The sequence below is a fragment of the Pseudoxanthomonas sp. GM95 genome, assembly GCF_900109775.1.
Taxonomy (GTDB): Bacteria; Pseudomonadota; Gammaproteobacteria; order Xanthomonadales; family Xanthomonadaceae; genus Pseudoxanthomonas_A.
The window spans coordinates 187622-211097 of record NZ_FOAX01000001.1 but is presented as its reverse complement, the minus strand read 5'-3'; the positions used below and the strand labels follow the sequence as shown (position 1 = coordinate 211097).

Below are 23476 nucleotides of genomic sequence, written 5' to 3'. Positions count from 1 at the left end.
CGGAATGGAAAGGAGCGTCGGCACCGCCTCGACCTCTTTCAATCCCCAAGGCCGGGTGCCGAAAAACGAAACAGGGCGCATGGCGCCCCGTTCCGGCAACACGACATTGTAGCTTGGGGCGCCGCCGGACGAATCAAGGCGTCCTGACGGGCCTTGCCTCAGCCGCGCCCGCGCACGCCCACCGGGGTGTTGGCGTTCTCGCCCAGGAACTTGCGCGGATTGACCACGCGCCCATCTTCCCACACTTCGAAATGCACGTGCGCACCGGTCGAACGCCCGGTCGAACCGGCCTTGGCCACCGTCTGCCCGGCGCGGACCAGGTCGCCCGGCTTCACCACCAGGCGCGAGTTGTGCGCGTAGCGGGTGACGTAGCCGTTGCCATGATCGACCTCGATCACGTTGCCGTAGCCGCTGCGCACGCCGGCGAAGGTGACCACGCCATCGGCCACCGACAGCACCGGATCGCCGACGTTGGCCTTGAAATCAATGCCCTTGTGGCGCTCGCCGCCACCGCCGAACGGATCGGCGCGGCCGCCGAAGCCCGAGGTGATGTAGGTGTTGGCCAGCGGCATGCGCGAGGGCGTGGCATTGCGGTCCAGCTGCCGGTTGAACAGCAACGACTCCAGCACCGAGAGCTGCTGGCCGGACGCATCGAACTTGGTCTGCAGCTCCTCCAGCCCCTGGCTCAGCTCGCGCGGCGGCATGTCGCTGGTCGCGCCTTCCGGGCCGCCGACGCCGACCGGCTCATCGAAATTGAACTCGCCGTCTTCCAGCTTGCCCATCTGGGTCAGGCGCTCGCCCAGCGCGTTGAGGCGGTTGGCCTGGGCCTGCAGTTCGCCAAGGCGCGCGGACATGGCGTTGACTTCCTGCTGCGCGCCGCGCTTGACCTGCTCCAGCTCGACCTGCTGCTTGGCGGTCTTGGCCTGCAGGTAGGAAACCTGGGCCATGCCGAAGGCACTGCGCCCGATCAGGCCGAACACCAAACCGCCTGCCACCAGGATGCCGGCGCTCAGCAGCGGCCGGGTATGGCTGAAACGCCGCACCTGCACGGTGCGCAGACTCAGGTGATGCCGCGCCCAGGAGCGCGTATTGTGAACAATGTTGTTGAAGCTCATGGATCTGCGATGTCCCATCCGAAGTCCCAGCCGCGTCGTCCGGCGATTCCGCTCCCGGCCTTGGAGGCCGCGATGGCGTCATCAGCCGCCGATCCGCTGCGTCATGCCATGAAGCTCGACGCACTGGAACAGCAACTTCGCCCCTGTCTTCCGCCTGCTCTGGCTGAGCATTGCCGGCTTGCCAACATCACAGGCGATCGTTTGGTTTTTGTCGTCGATTCGCCCGTGTGGAACGCCAAGCTGCGCCTGGCGGCCAACGAACTCATCGAAGTGGCCCGATCCGTCGGATTGGGGGTCAACTCCGTGACCTCCAAGGTGTCCATGCAACCGCTGTTCCCGTCCGCATCGGCCAACGCGCCGATCCAGCAGCAGTCGCCCGTGGCGCGCGAGGCGCTGAAGGCGGCGCTGGCCATGCTGGACGAATCCCCTGTCGCCAACACGGCTGCCGTGGAACGCGGCCCGCGCCCCGGTCAAAAACGTTAAGACCAGGTGGAAGGCCGGCAGGCATCGTACCGGCCTCGTCTGGGCCAGTCGTTAGCTTGAAGTTAGAAAAAAGTTAATCCTCGCCCGTTCAGGCGATGCGATTCACGCTTTGGAGGTGTTCGGCCAGTGTCGCTGGCCGAAGGCAGCACTCAGTGTGCCAGCGCCGGGGCGGCGTACAGCATCGGCGCCGGTTCCTTGGCGTCGGCGCCAAAGGACACTTCTTCCCAGGCATCGGTCTGCGCCATCAGCGCCCGCACCAGGGTGTTGTTGAGCGCGTGACCGGACTTGTAGCCCTCGTACGCGCCCAGGATCGCGTGGCCGGCCAGATACAGGTCGCCGATGGCGTCCAGGATCTTGTGGCGCACGAATTCGTCGGCATAGCGCAGGCCGTCGTCGTTGAGCACGCGGAACTCGTCCAGCACGATCGCGTTATCCATCGAGCCACCCAGGCCCAGGTTGCGCTCGCGCATGTATTCCAGATCGCGCATGAAGCCGAAGGTGCGCGCACGCGCCACTTCGCTCACATAACCACCGGTGGAGAAATCCACCTCGGCACGCGACTGCGAGGCCGGGATCATCGGATGGTCGAACTTGACCGTGAAGCCCAGCTTGAAACCTTCGTACGGCTCGAACCGCGCGACCTTGTCGCCGTCGCGCACTTCCACCGGCTTGATGATGCGGATGAAGCGCTTGGGCACGTTCTGCTCGGCGATGCCCGCCGACTGCAGCAGGAACACGAACGGACTGGCGGAGCCGTCCATGATCGGCAGCTCGGCCGAGGACAGTTCAACGTAGACGTTGTCCACGCCCAGGCCCGCCAGCGCGGACATCAGGTGCTCGACCGTCTGCACCTTGGCCGGGCCGCAGGTCAGGCCGGTGCACAGGGTGGTTTCGGTGACCAGGGCCGCGTCCGCGGGAATCTCCACTACCGGCTCAAGATCGACGCGACGGAACACCACGCCGGTATTCGGCGCGGCAGGACGCAAGGTCATGAAGACCTTTTCGCCGCTGTGCAGGCCGACGCCGGTGGCGCGGATCACGTTTTTGAGGGTGCGCTGGGGAATCATGGGTCGCAGCTGGAGGAATCAAACGTCAAGACCGCGTGAGAATACCACGCAGGCAGATGAATCTGAACGGAAGAGGACAGTAATCCCCTCGCCGCCGACATGGCGCCCTCGCCCTGCCTTTACAAGGAAAAACGCCGCCGGACCGGACGCACCGGCCCGGCGGAAAATGAAAGGACATGACACGGTGAAGCGTTACAGCAGCCGCCCTTCCGATTGAATGCCCCCGACTTAATCAGCGGCATCGATCATCCGGGCGGATGAATCAGTCAGCCTGGCGACGCAGGAACGCCGGGATATCCAGATAGTTGTCCGGCAGTTCGGCGGTCTGGTTGCCGGTCGCCGGGGCGCTGGCTTCGCCGGCGTTGCGGCGCAGGCCCAGGCCCTGGGTCGCCCCGATCACCGGATCGGCCTTGGAGGTGTTGGTGTTGGGCAGGGAGACCGCGTCGATCGGCATGCCGGTGGTGGCATCGCGGACCAGCTTGATCGGGGCGCGCACCGGCTCACGCTGGAAGCTGCCGCCCAGATCGGTCCGGACCGGCTGACGCACGGTGGCGCGGTTCAGGCCGGTGGCGACCACGGTCACGCGGACTTCGTCCTGCATGTTCGGGTCGAGCACGGTGCCCACGACCACGGTCGCGTCTTCCGAGGCGAAGCCTTCCACGGTGCGACCGACTTCGTCGAACTCGGCCATGGTGAAGTCCGGACCGGCGGTGATGTTGACCAGGATACCGTTGGCGCCGGCCAGGTTCACATCGTCCAGCAGCGGGTTCTGGATCGCGGCTTCGGCGGCGGCCTGGGCGCGGTCATCGCCACGTGCGGCGCCGGTGCCCATCATGGCCAGGCCCATTTCGCTCATCACGGTGCGCACGTCGGCGAAGTCGACGTTGATCAGGCCCGGACGCACGATCAGGTCGGCGATGCCCTGCACGGCGCCCAGCAGCACGTCGTTGGCGGCACGGAAGGCCTGGATCATGGTGGCGTTGCGGCCCAGCACGGTGATCAGCTTTTCGTTGGGGATGGTGATCAGCGAATCGCAATGCGCCGAGAGTTCCTCGATGCCCTTCAGCGCGACCTGCATGCGGCGACGGCCTTCGAACGGGAACGGCTTGGTGACCACGGCCACGGTCAGGATGCCCATTTCCTTGGCCAGCTGCGCCACGACCGGGGCGGCGCCCGTGCCGGTGCCACCGCCCATGCCGGCGGTGATGAACACCATGTCCGCGCCGGTCAGCGCTTCGATGATGCGGTCACGATCTTCCAGCGCGGCCTGGCGACCGACTTCCGGGTTGGCGCCTGCGCCCAGGCCCTTGGTGACGTTGCCGCCGAGCTGCAGCTGCTGCTTGGCGCCGCAGTTCTTGATGGCCTGCGAGTCGGTGTTGGCGGTGATGAATTCCACGCCGTCCACGCTGCTGCTGACCATGTGTGCCACCGCGTTGCCGCCGCCGCCGCCCACGCCGATGACCTTGATCACCGCGTTGGGAGCCATCGTTTCAACCAGTTCGAAATGTGCCATGTCCGTTGTCCTCATTCTTATGTGGGTATGTGTTTCTTTTGGATGTCGCTGGGTGGCGCTCAAATCCCGTTTTCCTCTCCCGCCTCACGTGCGGCGCGCCCTCGCGCTTCACGTCATGCCTCTCACCGCGTCGAATCTAAAATTCGCCGCGGTACCAGTTCTGCAATTTCTTGAACAGGCTGCCGGCCTTGCCCGTGGGCAGCGACGGGCGGCGCGGATGCTCGATCTGGCTGCCCATCAGCAGCAGGCCCACGCCGGTGGCGTGCACAGGGTTGCCGACCACTTCGCCCAGGCCGGTGACGTGCTGCGGGATGCCGATGCGCACCGGCATCTGCAGCATCTCTTCGGCCAGCTCGACCACGCCTTCCATCTTCGACGCGCCGCCGGTCAGCACCATGCCGGCGCGAACCAGTTCCTCGAAGCCCGAGCGGCGCAGTTCGGCCTGCACCATCTCGAAGATTTCCTCGTAACGGCCCTGCACCGCCTGCGCCAGCGAATGGCGCGGCATCCGGCGCGGCGGACGGTCGCCGACCGACGGCACCTGGATCGATTCCTCGGCCGTGGCCAGTTGCGCAAGCGCACAGGCGTAGCGGACCTTGATCTGCTCGGCTTCCGGCGTCGGCGTGCGCAGCATGTGCGCGATGTCGTTGGTGACGTGGTCGCCGGCGATCGGCAGGCTCGCGGTGTGGCAGATCGCGCCGTGCACGAACACGGCCAGATCGGTGGTGCCTGCGCCCATGTCGACCAGCACCACGCCCAGCTCGCGCTCGTCGGCGGTCAGCACCGCAACACTCGAGCCCAGCGAGGACAGGATCAGGTCATCGATCTGCAGGCCGCAGCGCTGCACGCACTTGGAGATGTTGGCCGCGGCCGACTGCGCGCACACGACCAGGTGCGCGTCCACTTCCAGGCGCACGCCAGTCATGCCGACGGGGTTGCGGATGCCTTCCTGCGAGCTGTCCAGCTTGTACTCGCGCGGGATGGCATGGAGGATCTTCTGATCGGCGGGGATGGCCACGGCCTTGGCCGCTTCCAGCACGCGATCCAGATCCGACCAGGTCACTTCGCCATCGCGGATCGGCACGATGCCGGGCGAGTTCTTGCACTGCACGTGCGCGCCGGAGATCGAGGCGTAGACCGAACGGATCTCGCAGCCGGCCATCAGCTCGGCTTCTTCCACGGCGCGCTGGATCGACTGCACGGTCGATTCGATATCCACCACCACGCCGCGCTTGAGGCCGCGCGATTCATGGCTGCCGATGCCGATCACTTCGATCGGATTGCCCGGGGAATATTCGCCGACCAGTGCGGTCACCTTGGAGGTGCCGATATCCAGTCCGACGATCAGGGATTTGTCGCCCTTGCGATTCATGCGTGGAGTGCCTGCTGTGATGCGTGCGTCGTCAACGCGGCCTGGCGGGCCGGCGCGGCGGCGCTGGAAGAAGTGGGGGATGCAGCGCCCTGGTTGGCGGCCGGCTTGGTCTCGCCCCAGGTCAGGGCGAAGCCATTGGTGTAGCGCAGGTCGACGCGGGCCAGCACGCGGGTGTCGCCGAGCAGACGCGGCAGCAGGCGGGCAAAGCGCAGCAGGCGCGGACGCGCGTCCGCCCGGCCGATCACCACGTCCAGGCCATTGCCCAGCTTCAGTGACCAGCTGCCGCGCGCATCCATCACCAGCGCATCGACCTTCAGGCCCATCGGCGCGAACAGCTGGGTGGATTCGTTGTAGAGCGCGACCACTTCCTTGACCTGGCCGTCGGGGCCGCCCAGCTGCGGCAATGCGCTGGCATCGACATTCCGCGGCACCGGGAACAGCGCGCCATCGACCGACAGCAGGCGATCCTGGCCCCAGCGCGCGAACGGCTTGTGTTCGACGATGGTCACTTCCAGCACGTCGGGCCAACGCTTGCGCACCTGCGCGCGTTCCACCCACGGCAGGCGCTCGACCGCGTCCTGCGCATCAATCAGCTTGACGGCGAAAAAGCCGCGTTGCGCGTACGGCACGATCACCGCGCGCAGCTGGGCCGGATCCACGCGGTGCATGTCGCCACCGACGCGCAGCTTGGTCAGCGGCCAGCGCTCGGCGCCGATCCAGCCGTTGAACACGGCCACGACCGGCAGCGCGACCAGCGCCAGCGCCAGGATCCAGGTCAGCACGCGCAGCACGTTGCTCATGCCGTGGGCGTCTCCAGGGTCGATTCCAGGATGTGCCAGCACAGGTCTTCAAAGCCGATGCCGGCCTGGCGCGCGGCCTTGGGCACCAGCGAGTGGCTGGTCATGCCCGGCGCGGTGTTCACTTCCAGCAGGAAGAACGCGCCGGTCTTGCCGTCGCGCATCACGTCCACGCGGCCCCAGCCGCGGCAGCCGGCGGCGTTGAACGCGGCCAGCGCAATGCGGCGGATCTCGGCTTCGGCCTCGCCGTCCAGGCCGGGGCACAGGTACTGGGTGTCTTCGGCGATGTACTTGGCGTTGTAGTCGTACCAGGCGCCCTTGGGCACGATGCGGATCGACGGCAGCGCGGTCTGGCCCAGGATGGCGACGGTGAGTTCGTCGCCGACAATGAGCTGCTCCATCAGCAGCTCGCCGTCGTAGCGGGCGGCCAGGGCCACCGCTTCGTCCAGCTGCGCGTCTTCGAACACGCGGGTGACGCCGACGCTGGAGCCTTCATTGGCCGGCTTGACGATCACCGGCAGGCCGAGCTTGGCGGCGGCCGCATGCACATCCGCTGCAGTGGCGGTCGAAGCCAGGCGCACATAGCGCGGCGTCGGCAGTTCCAGTGACAGCCACACCTGCTTGGTGCGCACCTTGTCCATGCTCAACGCCGAGCCCAGCACGTCCGAGCCGGTGTACGGCACGCCGAAAGCGTCCATCAGGCCCTGCACGATGCCGTCTTCGCCGCCGCCGTTGTGGCCGTGCAGGATGTTGAACACGCGATCGCAGCTGTCGCCGGCCAGCAACTGCGCCAGCGCCGGAACGCCGTCGACGGTGAACGCATCGACGCCGCGCGCGCGCAGCGCTTCGAGCACATTGGCGCCGGAGTTCAACGACACCTCGCGCTCGCTGGAAGTCCCGCCCATCAGCACGGCGACGCGGCCGAACACGGCCGGATCGGTGCTGCGCGGCGGCGGGAATGCGATCTGGCTCATGCGCCGGTGATCTCCGTGAAGCCCTTGCCGGCGATGTGCTGGGCGACATGGCCGATATCGCCCGCGCCCATCATCAGCAGCAGGTCACCGTCCTGCAGGACGTCCGGCAGGACGGTCGGCAGGTGGTTGACGGTGCTGACCACGACCGGCTCGTTGCGGCCGCGTGCGCGGATGGCGCGGGCCAGCGACTTGGCATCGGCCCCGGCGATCGGCGCTTCGCCGGCCGGGTAGACCTCGCTCAGGACCAGCGCGTCGACTTCACTCAGCACCGCGGCGAACGCATCGAACTGATCGCGCGTGCGGCTGTAGCGATGCGGCTGGAAGGCGACGACCAGGCGCTTGTCCGGCCAGCCACCGCGGGCCGCGGCAAACACTGCTGCCAGCTCGCGCGGGTGATGGCCGTAATCGTCGATCAGCTGCACGGTGGCGCCGCGACCGGTGGCGATCGCGCCCAGGTCGTTGAAGCGACGGCCGATGCCGGAGAAGTTGGCCAGCGCGCGGGCGATCGTGCCTGGCTGCACGCCCAGCTGCCAACCCACCGCCGCGGCGGCCAGCGCATTGAGCACGTTGTGCTTGCCCGGCAGCGCCAGGGTCACGTTGACCGAGACGTCCTCGGGCAGACACAGGGTGAAGCGCATGCGGCCGGCTTCCTGCACCACGTTCTCGGCGCGGATGTCGGCCCCGTCGGACAGGCCGTAGGTCATCACGTGGCGCGGGGTTTCCGCAGCCAGCGCGGCCACTTCCGGATCGTCGATGCACAGCACCGCCAGGCCGTAGAACGGCAGGCGCTGCAGGAACTCGGCGAACGCCGCCTGCACGCGGGCGAAATCGTTGCCGTAGTTCTCCAGGTGATCGGCATCGATATTGGTGATGATCGCGATCAGCGGGCTCAGGCGCAGGAAGCTGCCGTCGCTTTCATCGGCCTCGGCCACCAGCCACTGGCCATCGCCGAGTTTGGCGTTGGCGCCGGCCGAGAGCAGCTGGCCGCCGATGACGTAGGTCGGGTCCAGGCCGCCTTCGCTCAGTACCGCCGCTGTGAGGCTGGTGGTGGTGGTCTTGCCGTGCGTGCCGGCCACGGCGATGCCGCGGCGGAAGCGCATCAGCTCGGCCAGCATCATCGCGCGCGGCACGATCGGAATGCGTTGGCTGCGCGCCTCCATCAGCTCGGGGTTGTCGTGCTTGATCGCACTGGAGACGACCACGCAGTCGGTGCCCAGCACGTTGGATGCGTTGTGGCCGCGCATCACGCGCGCGCCCAGCGACACCAGCCGCTTGGTCGCTGCATTCTCCGACGCATCCGAGCCGGACACCTCGTAGCCGAGCGTGCACAGCACTTCGGCGATGCCACTCATGCCCGAGCCGCCGATGCCGACGAAATGCACGCGGCGGAAGGCCTGTGCCAGGTTGCCGGTGTTCTGCAGCCGGCGTTCACGCGCCGCGGAAATCATGCGGCCTCCTCCAAAATGATGTCTGCGATGCGTTCTGCGGCATCGGGGCGCGCCAGGCGACGCGCGGCGTTGGCCATGTCCAGGCGACGCGGCGCATCGGCCGACAACACCGCCAGGACGCGCTGCAAATGCACGTTCAAGGTGTCGTCCTGCTTGAGCAGCACCGCGGCGCCGTGTTCGACCAGGTAGTTGGCGTTCTTGGTCTGGTGGTCGTCGACCGCGGCGGCGAACGGCACCAGCACGCTACCGATGCCGGCCGCGCACAGCTCGGCCAGGGTCGAGGCGCCGGCGCGACACACCACCAGGTCGGCCCAGGCGTAGGCCTGCGCCATGTCGGCAATGAAGCTTTCGACGCTGGCGTCAACGCCCGCCTGTGCGTAGGCCGCATCGGCCTCCGCGCGGAGTTTTTCGCCGCACTGATGGCGCACCTGCGCCGGCAGCTTCAACGCGGCCAGCGCCTGCGGCACGGCGGTATTCAATGCCCGCGCGCCCTGGCTGCCGCCGAGTACCAGCAGGCGCAGCGGACCTTCGCGACCGGCCAGGCGCTCGGCGGGCGGCGCGATCGCGGCGATTTCGTCGCGCACTGGATTGCCGACGGCTTCTTCGCGCGTGGCGAAGCTGCCCGGGAAGCCGGTGAGCACGCGCTTGGCGAACTTCGACAAGGCCTTGTTGGTCATGCCCGGCGCGCGGTTCTGTTCGTGCACCAGCAGCGGACGGCCCTGCAGACGCGCTGCCAGGCCACCGGGGCCCGCGGCGTAGCCACCAAAGCTGATCACCGCGCGCGGCGCACGCTGGCGCAGCACGCCGGCGGCGGCCTTGACCGCGCCGAGGATGCGCAACGGCGCGCCGAGCAGCGCGAGCGCGCCCTTTCCGCGCAGGCCCTTGACCGCGATGGTGTCCAGCGGGATGTCGTGCTGTGGCACCAGGCGCGTTTCCATCTGCCCGTCCGCGCCCAGCCACACGACCGGCACGTTGCGCGCGCGCAACACCTTGGCCACGGCCAGCGCGGGGAAGATGTGGCCGCCGGTGCCGCCAGCCAGAATCATCACAGGGGCGCCCTGTTCCTTCATCCAATCCTCTCGAAGGTGGGCTCGATGCGCGAGGTCAGGCGGCTGGTGCCACGTGCCGGCGCCTTGGGCGCGGCCGGCGGCGGTGCCGGGCGCTGCGCCTTGGCTTCTGCCTTGGCGTCCGGGGTTGGTGCGATCACGGCTTCGCCGCGCAGCAGCGCGACCTGCTTCTCGGCGCGGCTCAATTCATAGGACACGCGCAGCAGCAGGCCCATCGCCGCCAGCGTCATCAGCACCGACGAACCGCCGGAGGAAATCAGCGGCAGGGTCAGGCCCTTGGTCGGCAGCATGCCCAAGTTCACGCCGACCGAGACGAAGGCCTGCATGCCGATCCACAGCGCGATGCCGAAGGCGATGTAGCCGGCGAAGTGGCGGCGCATTTCCACGCAGCGATAGCCGATGTAGCAGGCGCGACCGACCAGCAGCGCGTACAGGCCGATGATGGCGCACACCCCGACAAAGCCCAGCTCCTCGCCGATTACCGAGAAGATGAAGTCGGTATGCGCTTCGGGCAGGTAGTTGAGCTTCTGCACCGAGCTGCCCAGGCCCACGCCGGTCCACTCGCCGCGGCCGATGGCCATCAGCGCGTTGGACAGCTGGTAGCCCGAGCCCAGCTGGTCCTTCCACGGGTCCAGGAACGAGGTCACGCGGCGCATGCGGTACGGCTCGAAGATCACCAGCGCGACCAGCCCGACCAGGCCGAACAGCACCGGCGTGAACATGCGCGGCAGGTTGACGCCACCCAGCACCAGCATGCCGGCGGTGATGGCCAGCAACAGCGTGGATGAGCCGAAGTCCGGCTGGGCCAGCAGCAACACCACCAGCGCCGCGGCCACGCCCAGCGGCTTGAGCATCGCCGGCCAGGTCGCGTTGACCTCGTCACGGAAGCGGACCAGATAGCTGGCCAGCCACACGATGTAGAGCACCTTGACCGCTTCGACCGTCTGGAAGCGGATCACCAGCAGATTGAGCCAACGGCGCGCGCCGTTGACCTTGACGCCCAGCCCCGGCACGAACACCACCAGCAGCAACACCACGCAGCCCAGCAGCAGCAGCTGGTTGTACTTCTCGATGGTCTTGAGCTCCATCCGCATCAGGACCCAGGCCAGCCCCAGCCCCATCACCACGAACAGCACGTGGCGCACGAGGTAATAGAACGGCGTGGACGCCATCGCGATCGAGCTGGAGGCCACCATCACCACGCCGATCGAGATCAACGCCGCGGCGGCGGTGGCCAGCCAGAAATCGAAATGGCCACCAATGGATTCCAGGCGCGTGGCCTGATGTCGGGAGGAGTCGTTCATCAGCGCACCTTCAGTGTGGCCAAACCGACGAGCACGAGGATCACGGAGATGATCCAGAAGCGCACGATCACGCGCGGCTCCGGCCAGCCCTTGAGTTCAAAATGGTGGTGGATCGGCGCCATGCGGAACACGCGCTTGCCGGTCAACTTGAAGGACGCCACCTGGATCATCACCGAGAGCGTTTCGATGACGAAGATGCCGCCCATGATCACCAGCACCAGCTCCTGGCGCACGATCACCGCGATGGTGCCCAGCACCGCGCCCAGTGCCAGCGCGCCGATGTCGCCCATGAAGACCATGGCCGGATAGGTGTTGAACCAGAGGAAGCCCAGGCCCGCACCGGCGATCGCCGTGCAGATGATCACCAGCTCACCGGCGCCGGGCACCTGCGGGATCTGCAGGTAGTTGGAAAACACCACGTTGCCCGAGGCGTAGGCGAACACGCCCAGCGCGCAGGCCACCAGCACCGTCGGCATGATCGCCAGGCCATCCAGGCCGTCGGTCAGGTTGACCGCGTTGGAGAAGCCGACGATCCAGAAGTAGGCGATCGCCACGAAACCCACGCCGGCCAGCGGCAACGCCACCGCCTTGAACAGCGGAATGTAGAACGTGGTCGCTGCGGCCACGTCAGCGGTGTGCCACAGGAAGATGCCGGCGGCCAGGCCGAAGATCGACTGCAGCAGGTACTTCCAGCGTGACTTCAGCCCATTGGGATCGCGCTTGACGATCTTGATCCAGTCGTCGTACCAGCCGATCGCGCCGAAGGCGACCATCACCGCCAGCACCAGCCACACATAACGGTTGCGCAGGTCGCCCCACAGCATCACCGACAGGAACACCGTCATCAAGATCAGCGAGCCGCCCATGGTCGGCGTGCCGGCCTTGGAGAAATGGCTCTGCGGGCCATCGGTACGGATCGGCTGGCCGCCCTTGAACTGGGCCAAGCGACGGATCACCGCCGGGCCCAGCCACAGCGACAGGAACAACGACGTCAGCGCCGCCAGGATGCCGCGCAGCGTGAGGTAGTTGAACAGAGAGAACAGGCTCTCCAGCTGGGTGAGCCAGCGGGTGAGTTCAAGCAGCATGCGCGGTGCCTCCCGGAGATTGCGCGGGCGCAGCGGGAAGCAGCGCGGAAACGATGCGGTCCATGGCACTGCCACGGGAGCCCTTGACCAGCACGCGCACGTTGGCGGCCGGGTCGATGGTGTTCAGATCGGCGGCCAGCGTTTGCGCCAGCGCGGCATGGGTGTCGAACACCTGCGCACCGTCGCCGAAAGCCTTGGCCGCAGCAGCGCTGAGTTCGCCCAGCGCGTACAGGCGGGCGATGCCGGCCTGCTTGGCACGGGCACCGGCGGCGGCGTGCAGCGCAGCGCCTTCGGGTCCGAGTTCGCGCATGTCGCCCAGCACCAGCCAACCCTGCTTGGTCGACGCGGCCAGCGTGGTGATCGCCGCATCCAGCGACCCCGGATTGGCGTTGTAGCTGTCGTCCACCAGCACCGCGCCGCATGCCAGTGCATGGGCGACCTGGCGGCCGGCGACCGGGCGTGCCGCAGCCAGGCCTTCGGCGATCAGGGTCAGCGACACGCCGCAGCCCAGCGCCATGGCCGCGGCGGCCAGCGCGTTGCGCACGTTGTGGCGGCCCGGCAGCGCCAAGGTGATCTCGGCCTCGCCGTCGGGCGTGACCAGGGTGAAGCGCGAGCCTTCCGCGCCCGTCATCACCGCGCGGGCGCTGACTTCGGCACTGGATTCCAGGCCGAAGCGCAGCACGCGCCGGTCGCCAGCCAGGCCGACGAAGTATTCGGCGAAGGCGTCGTCGGCGTTGATCACCGCCACGCCATCGGCCGGCAGCGCGCGATAGATCGCGCCCTTGGTGTCGGCCACGCCCATCAGGCTGCCGAGGCGTTCCAGGTGCGCGGCGGCGATGTTGTTCACCAGCGACACGTCCGGGCGGGCGATGTCGGTCAGGTAGGCGATGTCGCCCGGCTTGCCGGCGCCCATCTCGTACACGGCGAACTCGGCCTGGTCCGGCGCCTCGATCACGGCCAGCGGCAGGCCGATCTCGTTGTTGCGATTGCCGGGGGTGAAATAGGTTTCGCCGGCGCGCTGCAGGATCGACAGCACCAGCGACTTGACGCTGGTCTTGCCGTTGCTGCCGGTGATGGCCACGACCTTGCCGCCGCGATCGCGCTGCAGGCCGGCGGCGATGTGCGCCAGGGCCAGTTGGGTGTCGGCGACGACGACCTGCGGCAGGTCGGAAGCGACCACGCGCTCGACCAGCAGCGCAGCTGCGCCGGCCTGGCTCGCCGCCTCGATGAAGTCATGGCCATCGAAACGCTCGCCGCGCAGCGCCACGTACAGGCTGCCGTTGCGCAACGCGCGCGTGTCGTTGGACACCGCTTCGACCGTGGTGTCTTCGCCATGCAGTTCGCCGCCGGCCAGATGTGCGATCAGCGAGAGCGGAAGCCGGTTCACCGCTTGGCCTCCAGTGCGATGCGCGCCTGCACGGTGTCATCGAAGGCGTGCTTGACGCCGCCGACATCCTGGTAAGGCTCGTGGCCCTTGCCGGCGATCAGGACGATGTCGCCGTCCTTCGCTTCACCGACCGCGCGGGCGATGGCCGCGGCGCGGTCGCGCTGCACGGCATAGACCGCATCGGCACTGAAGCCGGCGACGATGTCGGCCACGATCCTGTCGCCGTCTTCGGTGCGCGGGTTGTCATCGGTGACGATGACTGCATCGGCGTTCGCCTGCGCAATCGCGGCCATCTGCGGACGCTTGCCGGTGTCGCGATCGCCGCCGCAGCCGAACACGCAGATCAGGCGCCCGGCCACATGATCGCGCAGGCTGGTCAGCGCCTGCTCCAGCGCGTCCGGCGTGTGCGCGTAATCGATGACGACCAGCGGCTGGCCGTCGACGCCGCCGAGGCGGTTCATGCGGCCGTGGATCGGCTGCAGCTGTGACAGCGTCTGCGCGATCTGCGACGGGGCGTCGCCAGCGGCCTGCAGCACGCCGGCCACGGCCAGCAGGTTGTCGACGTTGAAGCGACCCAGCAGCGGCGAACGCACCGGATGGGTGGTCGCGCCGATCACCAGGTCGAAGCCGATGCCGGCGCCGTCGAGCACCACATCGCGCGCCTGCACGCTGGCACCCGCGGCGCCGTATGCGCTGACGCCCACCAGCTGCACGTCATCGGCCAGCGTGCCCGGCAACGTCGCGCCGAACGCGTCGTCCAGATTGACCACCGCGGCCTTCAGGCCCGGACGCTGGAACAGGCGCGCTTTCGCCGCGCCGTAGCTGACCATGTCGCCGTGGTAGTCCAGGTGATCGCGGGTGAGGTTGGTGAACACCGCCACGTCGAAGTGCACGCCGTCCACGCGGGTCTGCGCCAGTGCGTGCGAGCTGACTTCCATCGCCACGGCCTGTGCGCCGGCGTCGTGCAGCTGGGCCAGCAGCGCATGCAGCTGCAGCACCAGCGGCGTGGTGAAGCCGGTCGGCTGCACGTCGCCATACAGGCCCGCCCCGAGCGTGCCGATGCTGCCGCTGGTGGTGCCGCGCAGATGCCAGGCCTGGCTGAGCAGCTGCACGGTCGAGGTCTTGCCGTTGGTGCCGGTCACCCCGACCATCGTCATCTGCTGCGACGGGTGGCCGTAGAACGCATCGGCCATGTCGCCCAGGCGCTGGCGCAGGCCCGGCACGGCGATCGCATCGGCCGGTGCAGGCAGCGTCTCCGGTGCCGGCGGTTCAAACAGGATCGCGACCGCGCCCTGCGCGCGCGCCTGTTCGACGAAGCCCAGGCCGTGCCAGCTGGAGGCACTGTTGTCGACCGGACCGATCGCCACGAAGGCATCGCCGGCCCGCACGCTGCGGCTGTCCTGGGTCAGGCCGTGCACGACGACGCCCGCCGGGAGGGCGGGCACGTCAGGCAGCAGCGCGGACAGGGCCATCGCGCGGGTCATTCCAGACTCCTGGGCAGCGCCGGCTGCTCGGCCTTCGTCGGCACGGGCGCGGGCAGCGGCGTCGGCAGCGCGGCGACGGTTTTCGGCGCACGCTTGGGCGCTTGGGCGGCGCGCTTGGCTTCGTCGCGCGCCTGCGCGGCCATCCAGTTGTCCATGTCATCCGGCGGCACGTCCATCAGGCGCAGCGTGCCTTCCATGACGTTGTGGAACACCGGTGCCGACACCAGGCCGCCGTAATACTTGCCGGCCTGCGGATCCTTGATCACCGTCACCATGACGTAGCGCGGATGCGTGGCCGGCACCAGGCCGGCGAACAGCGCGTAGTAGTGGCCCGAGGCATAGCCGCCACCGGAGGCGACGCGCGCGGTACCGGTCTTGCCGGCGACGTGATAGCCCGGAATCGCAGCATCTTTCGCGCCGCCCTGGGTGACCACGGTTTCCATCATCGCGATGACCTGCTTGGTCACCGCGGCCGGCACGACCTGCACGGCATTCTCGTTGCGCATGCCCTTGACGAAAGTCGGCGTGACCAGCTCACCGCCGTTGCCGATGGTCGCGTAGGCCCGCGCGATCTGCAGCGGCGACACGCTCAGGCCGTAGCCGTAGGACATCGTGCTCTTGGTGCTGCCATACCAGCCCGGGCTGCCCGGCACCGGCAACGTGCCCGTCGCCTCGCCCGGGAAGCCGCTGTGCGGCTTGCTGCCGTAACCGAAGGCCTTGACCGTGTTGTAGAAGGTCTGGTCGGGCACCTTCGCCACGATCTTGGCCGCGCCCACATTGGAGCTGTGCGTGATCACACCGCCCACGGTCAGCACGCCGTTGTTGCGCGGCACATCGTGGATGGTGAAACCGCCCGGCAGCATCATCGAGCCCGGGTTGGTGTCGATCAGCGTCGCCGGCGTCACCACGCCTGCGGCCAGCGCCGTGGACACGGTCAGCGGCTTCATCGTCGAACCCGGCTCGACCAGGTCGGTCACCGCCCGGTTGCGATGCGCGTCCGGCTTGCCCAGGTCGGCGGCGTTGGGATTGAAGGTCGGCAGGTTGGCCATCGCCATGACTTCGCCGGTGGCCACGTCCAGGATCACCACCGAGCCGGCGGAGGCCTGATTCAGCTCCACGGCATTGCGCAACTCGCGCGTGGCCAGGTACTGGATGCGGCGATCGATGCTCAGGGTCAGGTCGTTGCCCGGCTGCGCGGGGCGCACCAGGTCGATGTTCTCGACGATGTGGCCGGCCTGGTCGCGGATGACCTTCTTCAGGCCCGGCTTGCCACGCAACCAGTCGTCGAAGGCCAGCTCCAGGCCTTCCTGGCCGCGGTCGTCGACGTTGGTGAAACCCAGGATGTGGGCCATCGCCTCACCCTGCGGGTAGAAGCGCTTGTACTCGCGCTGCGAATACACGCCCGGCACGTTGTGCGCGACGATCGCCTTGGCCGCATCGGGGTTGATGCGGCGCTTGAGGTACATGAATTCCTTGTCGGCCTTCTGGCTGACGCGGCGGGTCAGGCTTTCGACCGGCTCGCCCAGCGCCTGGGCCAGCTCGGGAAAGCGCTCCGGATTCTTCATCAGCTCTTTCGGATCGCACCACACCGACTCGACCGGCGAGGACACCGCCACCGGCTCGCCGTTGCGATCAGTGATCATGCCGCGCGAGGTGGGGATGGCGATCTCGCGCATGAAGCGCGCATCGCCTTCCTTCTGATAGAAGTCGCTGTTGATCAGCTGCACATACGCCGCGCGGCCGATCAGGCTGAACGAGCACAGCGCCAGCGTGCTGGTCACCAGCATCAGGCGATTGCGCAGGCTGAAGCGCGCGCGATTGCGGTTACGCGGCAGCGCGCCCTTGCGCTCGCCGTCGCGGCCCAGCACGCGATTGATGGCATCGCGCAGGTTCATGGCCGGATCACCACGACATCGGCCGACTCGGGCGACTTCATGCCCAGGCGATCGCGTGCGATCTGCTCGACGCGCGTGCTTTCTGCCACGGTCGCCTGCTCCAGCTGCAGGCGGCCGAATTCGATATTCAATTCGTCGCGCTCGCGGTCCAGCTTGTTGAGCTGGACGAACAGCACGCGATGCTGGTGGCGCGCGTACACCACGCCGATCGCGCTGGCGATGCTGGCCACGATCACGATCACCAGCAGGACGCGGGTCACGCCGCGTCCCTCAGCTTCTCGGCCACGCGCAGGACGGCGCTACGCGCGCGCGGATTGGTCGCGGTCTCGTCGGCGTCGGCGCGCGCGGCGTCGCTGATAATCTTCAGCGCAGGGGTGAAATCCTGCGCCACCGGCAAGCGACGGTTGCCGGCCGGCGCCTTGGCGTGACCGGCGATGAAGCGCTTGACGATGCGGTCTTCCAGCGAGTGGAAGCTGATCACCGCCAGGCGGCCGCCGACCTTGAGGCGCGACATCGCCGCTTCCAGGCCTGTTTCCAGGTCGGACAGCTCGCGATTGATGTGGATGCGGATGGCCTGGAAGCTGCGCGTGGCCGGATGGATCTTGTCCTTGCCGCGCGGCATCACGCTGGAAATCAGGTCAGCCAGCTGCGCGGTGCGCAGCAGCGGTGCCTCGGCACGCCGGGCGACGATGGTGCGCGCGATGCGACGGCTCATGCGCTCATCGCCGTAGTTGAACAGCACATCGGCGATCTCGGCCTCATCGGCGCGCGCCAGCCACTGCGCGGCGCTCTCGCCCGCGTCCGGATCCATGCGCATGTCCAGCGGACCGTCCTTGCCGAACGAGAAGCCGCGCTCGGCCACGTCCAGCTGCGGCGAAGACACACCCAGGTCCAGCAATACGCCATCCAGCCCATCGGCGGTGGCGTCCCACTGCGCCAGTTCGGCGAAGCTGCCGCGATACACCGACACGCGTGCATCACCGTCGAACACGGCGTGCGCATGGGCGATCGCTTCGGGGTCCTTGTCCATCAACAGCAGCCGGCCTCCCGGGCCGAGTTGTTCCAGCACGCCGCGCGCATGACCGCCGCGACCGAGCGTGCCGTCCAGATATGTGCCGTCCACCTTCACCTGCAGCCCTTCCATGCACTGCGCGAACATCACCGGGAGGTGGCCGGGCTGCGCGTCGGGGCGCATCCGGGCACCCACCGTCACAGCCTGAGTCCGAGCAGTTCCTCGCCCAGATCCTCGTCAGACAACGTCTGCTGGATCTGCGCGCGGTGCGCCTGCTCGCTCCAGAGTTCGAACTTGTCGTGCATGCCCAGCAGCACGGCCTTCTTCTCGATGCCGACCGCGCTGCGGTGGCTCGACGGAATGGTCACGCGGCCGTTGGCGTCGGGCTCCAGAAACTCGGCCGAACCCACCAGCTTCTGCTGCAGCATCCGCACGGTCTTCTTGACGTTGGGCATGGCCATGACTTCGTCACGGACCCGCTCCCACTCCGCCGGCGGATACAGCCACAGCGAACCGGCCTCGAACGGGTTGTAGGTCAGCACCAGGCGGTTGCCGCACTCACGCGCGACGAGGTCGCGGTAGACGGTGGGAACCGCCAACCTGCCCTTGTCATCAACCGTGATGGCGGTTTCGCCTTGGAACACGTCCCCTCGCCCTTCGAAATGCTGCACAACCAGCGATCATTGAACCACGAAAAACCACAGAAACCCCGGTTTTCCCTCTGGTGCCCACAGTAGCACCGGTCCAAAGGTTGTCAACAAGTGTCAGCAGGGGAAATCGCGTGCCGGATCAATAGCTTGCAGCGAACCTCACAGACTTGTTCAAACCTTATCCACAAGTTGCTGTTTCGTCTCAAATTTTGAGATTGGCCAGGGATTCAGTCGCGTGCAGGGGATGTGAAGTGACCCTTGTCACGGGACAGTCCGGGCCGGCGTCGCCACTGACGACTGCGCAAAAGCCCACGACAATGACGGCCATGTGCCTGGTCGCCCTTGCCTGGAAAACCCACCCGCGCTGGCGCCTGGTCCTGGCCGGCAACCGGGATGAATTTCATGCCCGTCCCACTGCCGCGCTGGCGGCCTGGCCGGAGGCGCCGGGCGTGCTGGCCGGCCGCGACCTGCAATCGGGCGGCAGCTGGATGGGCGCCGGCCCGGAGGGCCGGATCGCCGTGGTCACCAACGTGCGCGATCCGGGACTGGCCGCACCGCCGGGCGCGCCCTCGCGCGGCGCGCTGGTCGCCGGCTTCCTTGGCGATCAGGCGCCGGCAGCATCGGCGGCCACGCAGCAGGAGACGCAAGCCGGTCGTTTCGCCCCGTTCAACCTGCTGCTGGCCGACGCCGAGGACTGCCGATACATCGGCAACTGGCCGGCGCAGCTTCAGCGCGTGGTCCCGCCCGGTATCCACGGCATCTCCAATGGTCCGTTCGATGATCCCTGGCCCAAGACCCGCCGGCTCTGCACCGCGCTATCGGAGTGGCTGCAGGGCGACGCCGAGGATCCCGCGCCGCTCTGGCAGGCCCTGGCCAACGAACAGCTCGCCGTCGACGCAGACCTGCCCCACACCGGCGTGCCACTGGACCTGGAACGCCGGCTCTCGGCCACCTTCATCCGCGATGCCCGCTACGGCACGCGCGCCAGCACCGTGATTGCCATCGACCACGCCGGCCACGGCTGGATCGCTGAACGCCGCTTCGGCCCGGAGGGTCGATTCGACGGCGAGACGCGACTGGCGTTCTGAGCGGATCTGACCCAAGGACTCAACCGACTCACAAGATCGGCGGACTCGGTCTGCTCCGTGCCCAGCGCGAACACTCACATCGAGGATTGATCAGGTGCGGCAAAAACCGGCGCAGCAGAGCCCCCTTTGGTAAAGGGGGCGGCGAAGCCGCGGGGATTGGGCACGATGGCCTGGGGCCCACGTTTCGCATCGCGAAACGTGGGGCTTCATCGCGGATCGCGCGATGAAGCAGGTGGCGGAGCCGGCCTGTAAGCCGGGTTCTGTCGTGGACAGTCATTCCTCTAGGCGCATCGTCACCGATACGCTCAAGCAACCTACCCGGACCCGACGCGGGCAGCGCCATGAGGTCCCTATTCGGTCTTGCTCCCGGTGGGGTTTACCGTGCCGGTCTGTTACCAGACTCGCGGTGCGCTCTTACCGCACCATTTCACCCTTACCTGATCCCTTGCGGGCCATCGGCGGTATCTTTCTGTTGCACTGGCCGTCGGCTCGCGCCGCCCAGGCGTTACCTGGCACCGTGCCCTGTGGAGCCCGGACTTTCCTCGGCATTCTTTCGAATGACGCGACTGTCCGGCCGGCTCCGCCGATGCGAAGTCTACGCGATCCACACCGACGCAAACCGCACGGCAGTGCGCGCGCTAGCTTCCGTACAGCGCCTTGCGCGGCGCGCCAGTGATTTCGGCGGCGAGTTTTGCCGCAGTAGACGGCGGCAGGTGCTCCTTGAGCAGGGCGTGGACGCGGCGACCTTCGACCAGCTGCGCGTCGGCATCGGCGCCAGCGCCCTGCACCATCACCACGAACTCGCCCTTGCGCTGGTTCTCGTCGGCTTCCACCTGCACGAGCAGGCTGGCCAGATCCCCATCCAGCACGGTTTCGAACAGCTTGGTCAGCTCGCGCGCGATTGCTGCCGGACGCTGCGGGCCGAACGCGCCGACCAGGTCGGCCAGCGATTCGGCGATGCGATGCGAGGATTCGTAGAACACCAGGGTGCGCGGTTCGGCGGCCAGCGTGCGCAGCTGTTCGCGCCGGGCCGAGGCCTTGGCGGGAAGAAAGCCTTCAAACACGAAGCGGTCGCTCGGCAGCCCGGCCACGCTTAACGCGGCGATCGCCGCGCACGCACCCGGCACCGGACTGACCTTGATCCCGGCCGCACGCACCGCGCGCACCAGCCGATAGCCCGGATCGGAAACCAGCGGCGTGCCGGCGTCGGAGACCAGCGCCAGCGACTGGCCTTCCTGCAAGCGGCTGACGATGCGCGCGGCGATGGCATCCTCGTTGTGCTCGTGCAGCGCCACCAGCGGCGTGGACACGCCGAAGTGCGACAGCAGCTGGCCGGTGCGGCGGGTGTCCTCGGCGCAGATCGCGTCGACCCCGCGCAGGGTCTCCAGCGCCCGCGGCGTGAGATCGGACAGGTTGCCGATCGGCGTGGCGACGACGTGGAGTGTGGGGACGGCCATGGAAAGGGCACTCATGCGGCAAAGGGTAGAATCCTAGCCCGTTCCTCCAGACCGCCTTCGAACCGCCCATGGAAAAGCGCTCCGCCCCGCTGCTCGCCTCGGCCTGTTTGGCCCTGTTCCTGGCCGGTTGCGCCACCACCCAGGTTGGTGGCGGCAGCGCGACCGCCTCGCGCGCCGAGCAGAACGCCGCCTTCGCCCAGGCCAGCCAGCTGGCCGCGCAGCGCGCCGGGCTCACCGGCCAGGCGCTGAGCGAGAACACCCGCCAGATCCAGGCGCTGCTGGCCGGGCTGGACAACGCCACCCTGACCCGCGAGACCACCGGCCTGGCCGTGGGCGATCCGCTATATCCGCTGGCCGGCAACGTGATGCTGGAGCGCAACTTGCCGCTGCCGCGCCCGTTCGACCGCGGCAGCAAGTGGAATTTCGATGCCAACGGCCGCCCGCCGGCCGACCGCGACGGCTATCGCCCGCCGCTGAAACTGGCCGTGCTGTTGCCGCTGTCCGGGCCGATGGCCACCGCCGCCGGCCCGGTCCGCGACGGCCTGCTGGCCGGCTACTACGGCGAAACCCGCCGCCGCCCGGAAATCAAGTTCTACGACACCGCCAGCACCCCGGCCGATGCGACGAACGCCTACGCCCGCGCCGTCACCGATGGCGCCGAGATGGTGGTCGGCCCGCTCGGTCGTGAGCAGGTCGATGCGATCTTCCGCCAGGGCACCCTGAGCGTGCCGGTGCTGGCGCTCAACCGCGGCGAATCCGAAGTTCCCGACGGCGCGGCCAGCTTCTCGCTGGCGCCGGAGGCCGAAGGCGTCAGCGTCGCCGACTACCTGCTCAAGCTGGAGCGCAAGCGCGTGCTGGTGATCGGCGGCAGCGACGATAACGGGCGCCGGTCTTCCGATGCCTTCCGCAAGCGCTTCACTGAAGGCGGTGGCGCGGTGGCCGACGTGTTGACCGTCGGCGATGCGCCGGCCGATGTCTCGGCGCCGCTGATCGCCGCGGCGGCCAAGAACGTCGATGCGATCTTCCTGGCCGTGCGCGGCTCGACCGCGCGCGCCCTGACCCCGCAGCTGGCCCTGGCCGGGTTGGGCGGCAAGACCCGCGTCGGCACCTCGCTGCTGATCCAGGGCACCGGCAAGCCGGAAGAAGACAATGTGCTGGATGGCGTGATCTACCCGACCGAAGCCTGGTCAGCCAGCGGCGTCAAAGGCCTGCCGGCGCAGTCGATGGTCGCCGCCAACCTGCCTACCGCCCGCGGCGGCGCGGCGCGCCTGTTCGCCTTCGGCTACGACGCCTGGCTGCTCAGCGCCTACATGCAGAAGCTGACCGAAGGCACCACTGCCGACCTGCGCGGCGCCACCGGCACCTTGACCCTGGACGGCTTCGGCACGGTGCTGCGCGCGCCGGCCTGGGCCACCTTCAGCGGCGGCACGCCGGTGCCGATCTCCAGCGGCGGCTGAGCGCCTCCCTCCGTGGTGGAGCGGCAGACGCGCGGCGACGCGGCCGAAGCCGCGGCCCGCGCCATGCTGGAACGCGGCGGCCTGAGCTTCGTCGCCGCCAACGTCCGCTTCCGCGGCGGCGAACTCGATCTGGTGATGCGCGACCCGGCCGCGCGCGGCGGCGCCTGCCTAGTTTTCGTGGAAGTGCGCTATCGCGCCTCGCATGCCTTCGGCGGCGCCGCCGCCTCGGTCGATCACGGCAAGCGCCGCAAGCTGGTCCACGCCGCGCAGCTTTATCTCGCCCAGCATCCGCAATGGGCCAACCAGCCGTGCCGCTTCGACGTGGTCGAAGCGCAAGGTGATCCGGCGAAGCCGAAGACCAACTGGTTGCGCGATGCTTTTAGGGCTGACGAGGTGTGAGACTCATCCGGTCGAGCCATCCAGTCAATCGGCGCAACTGACGCCACAAGGCAGACCGGCTCGGAACTGCACGTCGATCATGGCGTCAGGCCAGCCTTGCACCGAAAATTCGACCACAAAGGTGCCTGGCTCATCCGTTACCGAGAAGCCATCAAGCTGCAGTGCGCCCTCGCTGGCGATGAACGCCTGTACCGAAGCATCGTCATCGGCATATTTCAGCGCCGAGGCGGCGATGGCCTCCACCTGCCCCAGCAGCGCCCTTGCCTCGCTCAAACCGGCCAGCGCCGGCGCCCGACGATCACCCGGCAAACCAATCAGCAGTTCGTTGCCCGCTCGATCACGACTTGCACAGACCCAGCGCCGGCCGCGAAAGACACAGCGCCCCAACTCCGGATCATCCACCTGCCTTGTCCTGCCGAACA

General features: G+C 68.0%; 20 protein-coding genes, 1 other RNA gene and 2 pseudogenes. 4 read left to right on the top strand and 19 right to left on the bottom strand.

Features of this window, described 5'->3' with window-relative positions; genetic code table 11:
- Positions 1 to 158: 158 nt before the first annotated feature.
- On the bottom strand, positions 159 to 1115 hold the full coding sequence (locus BMZ17_RS00975) for a M23 family metallopeptidase (RefSeq protein ID WP_093134043.1): 957 nt from the start codon (positions 1113 to 1115) through the stop codon (positions 159 to 161).
- A 9-nt stretch (positions 1116 to 1124) separates the two neighbouring features.
- Between BMZ17_RS00975 and BMZ17_RS00970 the strand changes: the two genes are divergently transcribed.
- The gene (locus tag BMZ17_RS00970; RefSeq protein WP_093134040.1) at positions 1125 to 1598 is read left to right on the top strand and encodes a DciA family protein; all 474 of its coding nucleotides are present in this window, start codon (positions 1125 to 1127) and stop codon (positions 1596 to 1598) included.
- Positions 1599 to 1747: 149 nt separating this feature from the next.
- Here the strand turns inward: BMZ17_RS00970 and lpxC are convergent, their stop codons facing one another.
- From lpxC to mraZ, 15 genes and pseudogenes are all read right to left on the bottom strand, one after another.
- Positions 1748 to 2665, bottom strand: coding sequence for a UDP-3-O-acyl-N-acetylglucosamine deacetylase (lpxC, locus tag BMZ17_RS00965; protein WP_093134037.1), 918 nt, complete (start codon positions 2663 to 2665; stop codon positions 1748 to 1750).
- A 262-nt stretch (positions 2666 to 2927) separates the two neighbouring features.
- Complete coding sequence (gene ftsZ, locus BMZ17_RS00960; RefSeq protein ID WP_093134034.1) at positions 2928 to 4178, bottom strand: cell division protein FtsZ; 1251 nt, start codon at positions 4176 to 4178, stop codon at positions 2928 to 2930.
- Between the two features lie 136 nt (positions 4179 to 4314).
- Positions 4315 to 5550 carry a cell division protein FtsA gene (gene ftsA, locus BMZ17_RS00955; RefSeq protein WP_093134030.1) on the bottom strand — a complete coding sequence of 412 codons (1236 nt, stop codon included), beginning with the start codon at positions 5548 to 5550 and terminating at the stop codon, positions 4315 to 4317.
- Positions 5547 to 6350, bottom strand: coding sequence for a cell division protein FtsQ/DivIB (locus BMZ17_RS00950; RefSeq protein ID WP_093134027.1), 804 nt, complete (start codon positions 6348 to 6350; stop codon positions 5547 to 5549). The genes ftsA and BMZ17_RS00950 overlap by 4 nt, the downstream gene beginning before the upstream one ends.
- Positions 6347 to 7321, bottom strand: coding sequence for a D-alanine--D-alanine ligase (locus tag BMZ17_RS00945; protein ID WP_093134024.1), 975 nt, complete (start codon positions 7319 to 7321; stop codon positions 6347 to 6349). Before BMZ17_RS00945 ends, BMZ17_RS00950 begins: the two co-directional genes overlap by 4 nt.
- Positions 7318 to 8769, bottom strand: coding sequence for a UDP-N-acetylmuramate--L-alanine ligase (gene murC, locus BMZ17_RS00940; protein WP_093134019.1), 1452 nt, complete (start codon positions 8767 to 8769; stop codon positions 7318 to 7320). Before murC ends, BMZ17_RS00945 begins: the two co-directional genes overlap by 4 nt.
- Positions 8766 to 9839, bottom strand: coding sequence for an undecaprenyldiphospho-muramoylpentapeptide beta-N-acetylglucosaminyltransferase (murG, locus tag BMZ17_RS00935; protein ID WP_343124179.1), 1074 nt, complete (start codon positions 9837 to 9839; stop codon positions 8766 to 8768). The genes murC and murG overlap by 4 nt, the downstream gene beginning before the upstream one ends.
- Entirely contained in the window at positions 9836 to 11140 is a 1305-nt protein-coding gene (gene ftsW, locus BMZ17_RS00930; protein WP_093134014.1) for a putative lipid II flippase FtsW, read from the bottom strand. The genes murG and ftsW overlap by 4 nt, the downstream gene beginning before the upstream one ends.
- Positions 11140 to 12225: a phospho-N-acetylmuramoyl-pentapeptide-transferase gene (gene mraY / locus BMZ17_RS00925; protein WP_093134011.1), complete on the bottom strand. Its 1086-nt coding sequence runs from the start codon at positions 12223 to 12225 to the stop codon at positions 11140 to 11142. Before mraY ends, ftsW begins: the two co-directional genes overlap by 1 nt.
- Entirely contained in the window at positions 12215 to 13612 is a 1398-nt protein-coding gene (gene murF / locus BMZ17_RS00920; protein ID WP_093134008.1) for a UDP-N-acetylmuramoyl-tripeptide--D-alanyl-D-alanine ligase, read from the bottom strand. The genes mraY and murF overlap by 11 nt, the downstream gene beginning before the upstream one ends.
- The gene (locus BMZ17_RS00915) at positions 13609 to 15096 is read right to left on the bottom strand and encodes a UDP-N-acetylmuramoyl-L-alanyl-D-glutamate--2,6-diaminopimelate ligase (protein WP_093134005.1); all 1488 of its coding nucleotides are present in this window, start codon (positions 15094 to 15096) and stop codon (positions 13609 to 13611) included. Before BMZ17_RS00915 ends, murF begins: the two co-directional genes overlap by 4 nt.
- 128 nt (positions 15097 to 15224) lie before the next feature.
- Positions 15225 to 16883 (bottom strand): annotated as a pseudogene (locus tag BMZ17_RS00910) (penicillin-binding transpeptidase domain-containing protein); the annotation flags it as partial.
- A gap of 104 nt (positions 16884 to 16987) precedes the next feature.
- Entirely contained in the window at positions 16988 to 17251 is a 264-nt protein-coding gene (gene ftsL, locus BMZ17_RS00905; protein WP_093133996.1) for a cell division protein FtsL, read from the bottom strand.
- Positions 17248 to 18186 carry a 16S rRNA (cytosine(1402)-N(4))-methyltransferase RsmH gene (gene rsmH, locus BMZ17_RS00900; protein WP_093133993.1) on the bottom strand — a complete coding sequence of 313 codons (939 nt, stop codon included), beginning with the start codon at positions 18184 to 18186 and terminating at the stop codon, positions 17248 to 17250. The genes ftsL and rsmH overlap by 4 nt, the downstream gene beginning before the upstream one ends.
- Positions 18187 to 18200: 14 nt before the next feature.
- Positions 18201 to 18647: a division/cell wall cluster transcriptional repressor MraZ gene (mraZ, locus tag BMZ17_RS00895; protein ID WP_093133990.1), complete on the bottom strand. Its 447-nt coding sequence runs from the start codon at positions 18645 to 18647 to the stop codon at positions 18201 to 18203.
- Positions 18648 to 18979: 332 nt separating this feature from the next.
- Between mraZ and BMZ17_RS00890 the strand changes: the two genes are divergently transcribed.
- Entirely contained in the window at positions 18980 to 19741 is a 762-nt protein-coding gene (locus tag BMZ17_RS00890) for an NRDE family protein (RefSeq protein ID WP_093133987.1), read from the top strand.
- Between the two features lie 233 nt (positions 19742 to 19974).
- On the opposite strand, the gene rnpB is transcribed toward BMZ17_RS00890, so the two are convergent.
- Positions 19975 to 20323, bottom strand: an RNA gene (gene rnpB, locus BMZ17_RS00885) — RNase P RNA component class A.
- Positions 20324 to 20379: 56 nt separating this feature from the next.
- Positions 20380 to 21198, bottom strand: a complete 819-nt coding sequence (rsmI, locus tag BMZ17_RS00880; protein WP_093133984.1) for a 16S rRNA (cytidine(1402)-2'-O)-methyltransferase — start codon at positions 21196 to 21198, stop codon at positions 20380 to 20382.
- A gap of 218 nt (positions 21199 to 21416) precedes the next feature.
- Here rsmI and BMZ17_RS00875 point away from each other — a divergent pair.
- Together BMZ17_RS00875 and BMZ17_RS00870 are read left to right on the top strand one after the other, a co-directional pair.
- A pseudogene (locus tag BMZ17_RS00875) lies at positions 21417 to 22655 on the top strand (penicillin-binding protein activator); the annotation flags it as partial.
- 63 nt (positions 22656 to 22718) lie between these two features.
- A complete protein-coding gene (locus BMZ17_RS00870; RefSeq protein ID WP_175485514.1) occupies positions 22719 to 23054 on the top strand; it encodes a YraN family protein in 336 nt (111 codons plus the stop codon).
- 24 nt (positions 23055 to 23078) lie between these two features.
- Here the strand turns inward: BMZ17_RS00870 and BMZ17_RS00865 are convergent, their stop codons facing one another.
- Positions 23079 to 23456 carry a hypothetical protein gene (locus tag BMZ17_RS00865; RefSeq protein ID WP_139202764.1) on the bottom strand — a complete coding sequence of 126 codons (378 nt, stop codon included), beginning with the start codon at positions 23454 to 23456 and terminating at the stop codon, positions 23079 to 23081.
- Between the last annotated feature and the right edge of the window lie 20 nt (positions 23457 to 23476).

What these genes read in the sequence shown, in the direction of transcription:
- rsmH (WP_093133993.1), bottom strand. Translation starts at nt 18,186, where the DNA reads ATGCGCCCCGACGCGCAGCCCGGCCACCTCCCGGTGATGTTCGCGCAG.
- BMZ17_RS00970 (WP_093134040.1), top strand. Translation starts at nt 1,125, where the DNA reads ATGTCCCATCCGAAGTCCCAGCCGCGTCGTCCGGCGATTCCGCTCCCG.
- BMZ17_RS00870 (WP_175485514.1), top strand. Translation starts at nt 22,719, where the DNA reads ATGCTGGAACGCGGCGGCCTGAGCTTCGTCGCCGCCAACGTCCGCTTC.
- ftsZ (WP_093134034.1), bottom strand. Translation starts at nt 4,178, where the DNA reads ATGGCACATTTCGAACTGGTTGAAACGATGGCTCCCAACGCGGTGATC.
- murG (WP_343124179.1), bottom strand. Translation starts at nt 9,839, where the DNA reads ATGAAGGAACAGGGCGCCCCTGTGATGATTCTGGCTGGCGGCACCGGC.
- BMZ17_RS00950 (WP_093134027.1), bottom strand. Translation starts at nt 6,350, where the DNA reads ATGAGCAACGTGCTGCGCGTGCTGACCTGGATCCTGGCGCTGGCGCTG.
- rsmI (WP_093133984.1), bottom strand. Translation starts at nt 21,198, where the DNA reads ATGGCCGTCCCCACACTCCACGTCGTCGCCACGCCGATCGGCAACCTG.
- ftsA (WP_093134030.1), bottom strand. Translation starts at nt 5,550, where the DNA reads ATGAATCGCAAGGGCGACAAATCCCTGATCGTCGGACTGGATATCGGC.
- BMZ17_RS00890 (WP_093133987.1), top strand. Translation starts at nt 18,980, where the DNA reads ATGTGCCTGGTCGCCCTTGCCTGGAAAACCCACCCGCGCTGGCGCCTG.
- BMZ17_RS00975 (WP_093134043.1), bottom strand. Translation starts at nt 1,115, where the DNA reads ATGAGCTTCAACAACATTGTTCACAATACGCGCTCCTGGGCGCGGCAT.
- lpxC (WP_093134037.1), bottom strand. Translation starts at nt 2,665, where the DNA reads ATGATTCCCCAGCGCACCCTCAAAAACGTGATCCGCGCCACCGGCGTC.
- murC (WP_093134019.1), bottom strand. Translation starts at nt 8,769, where the DNA reads ATGATTTCCGCGGCGCGTGAACGCCGGCTGCAGAACACCGGCAACCTG.
- BMZ17_RS00915 (WP_093134005.1), bottom strand. Translation starts at nt 15,096, where the DNA reads ATGACCCGCGCGATGGCCCTGTCCGCGCTGCTGCCTGACGTGCCCGCC.
- mraY (WP_093134011.1), bottom strand. Translation starts at nt 12,225, where the DNA reads ATGCTGCTTGAACTCACCCGCTGGCTCACCCAGCTGGAGAGCCTGTTC.
- ftsW (WP_093134014.1), bottom strand. Translation starts at nt 11,140, where the DNA reads ATGAACGACTCCTCCCGACATCAGGCCACGCGCCTGGAATCCATTGGT.
- BMZ17_RS00945 (WP_093134024.1), bottom strand. Translation starts at nt 7,321, where the DNA reads ATGAGCCAGATCGCATTCCCGCCGCCGCGCAGCACCGATCCGGCCGTG.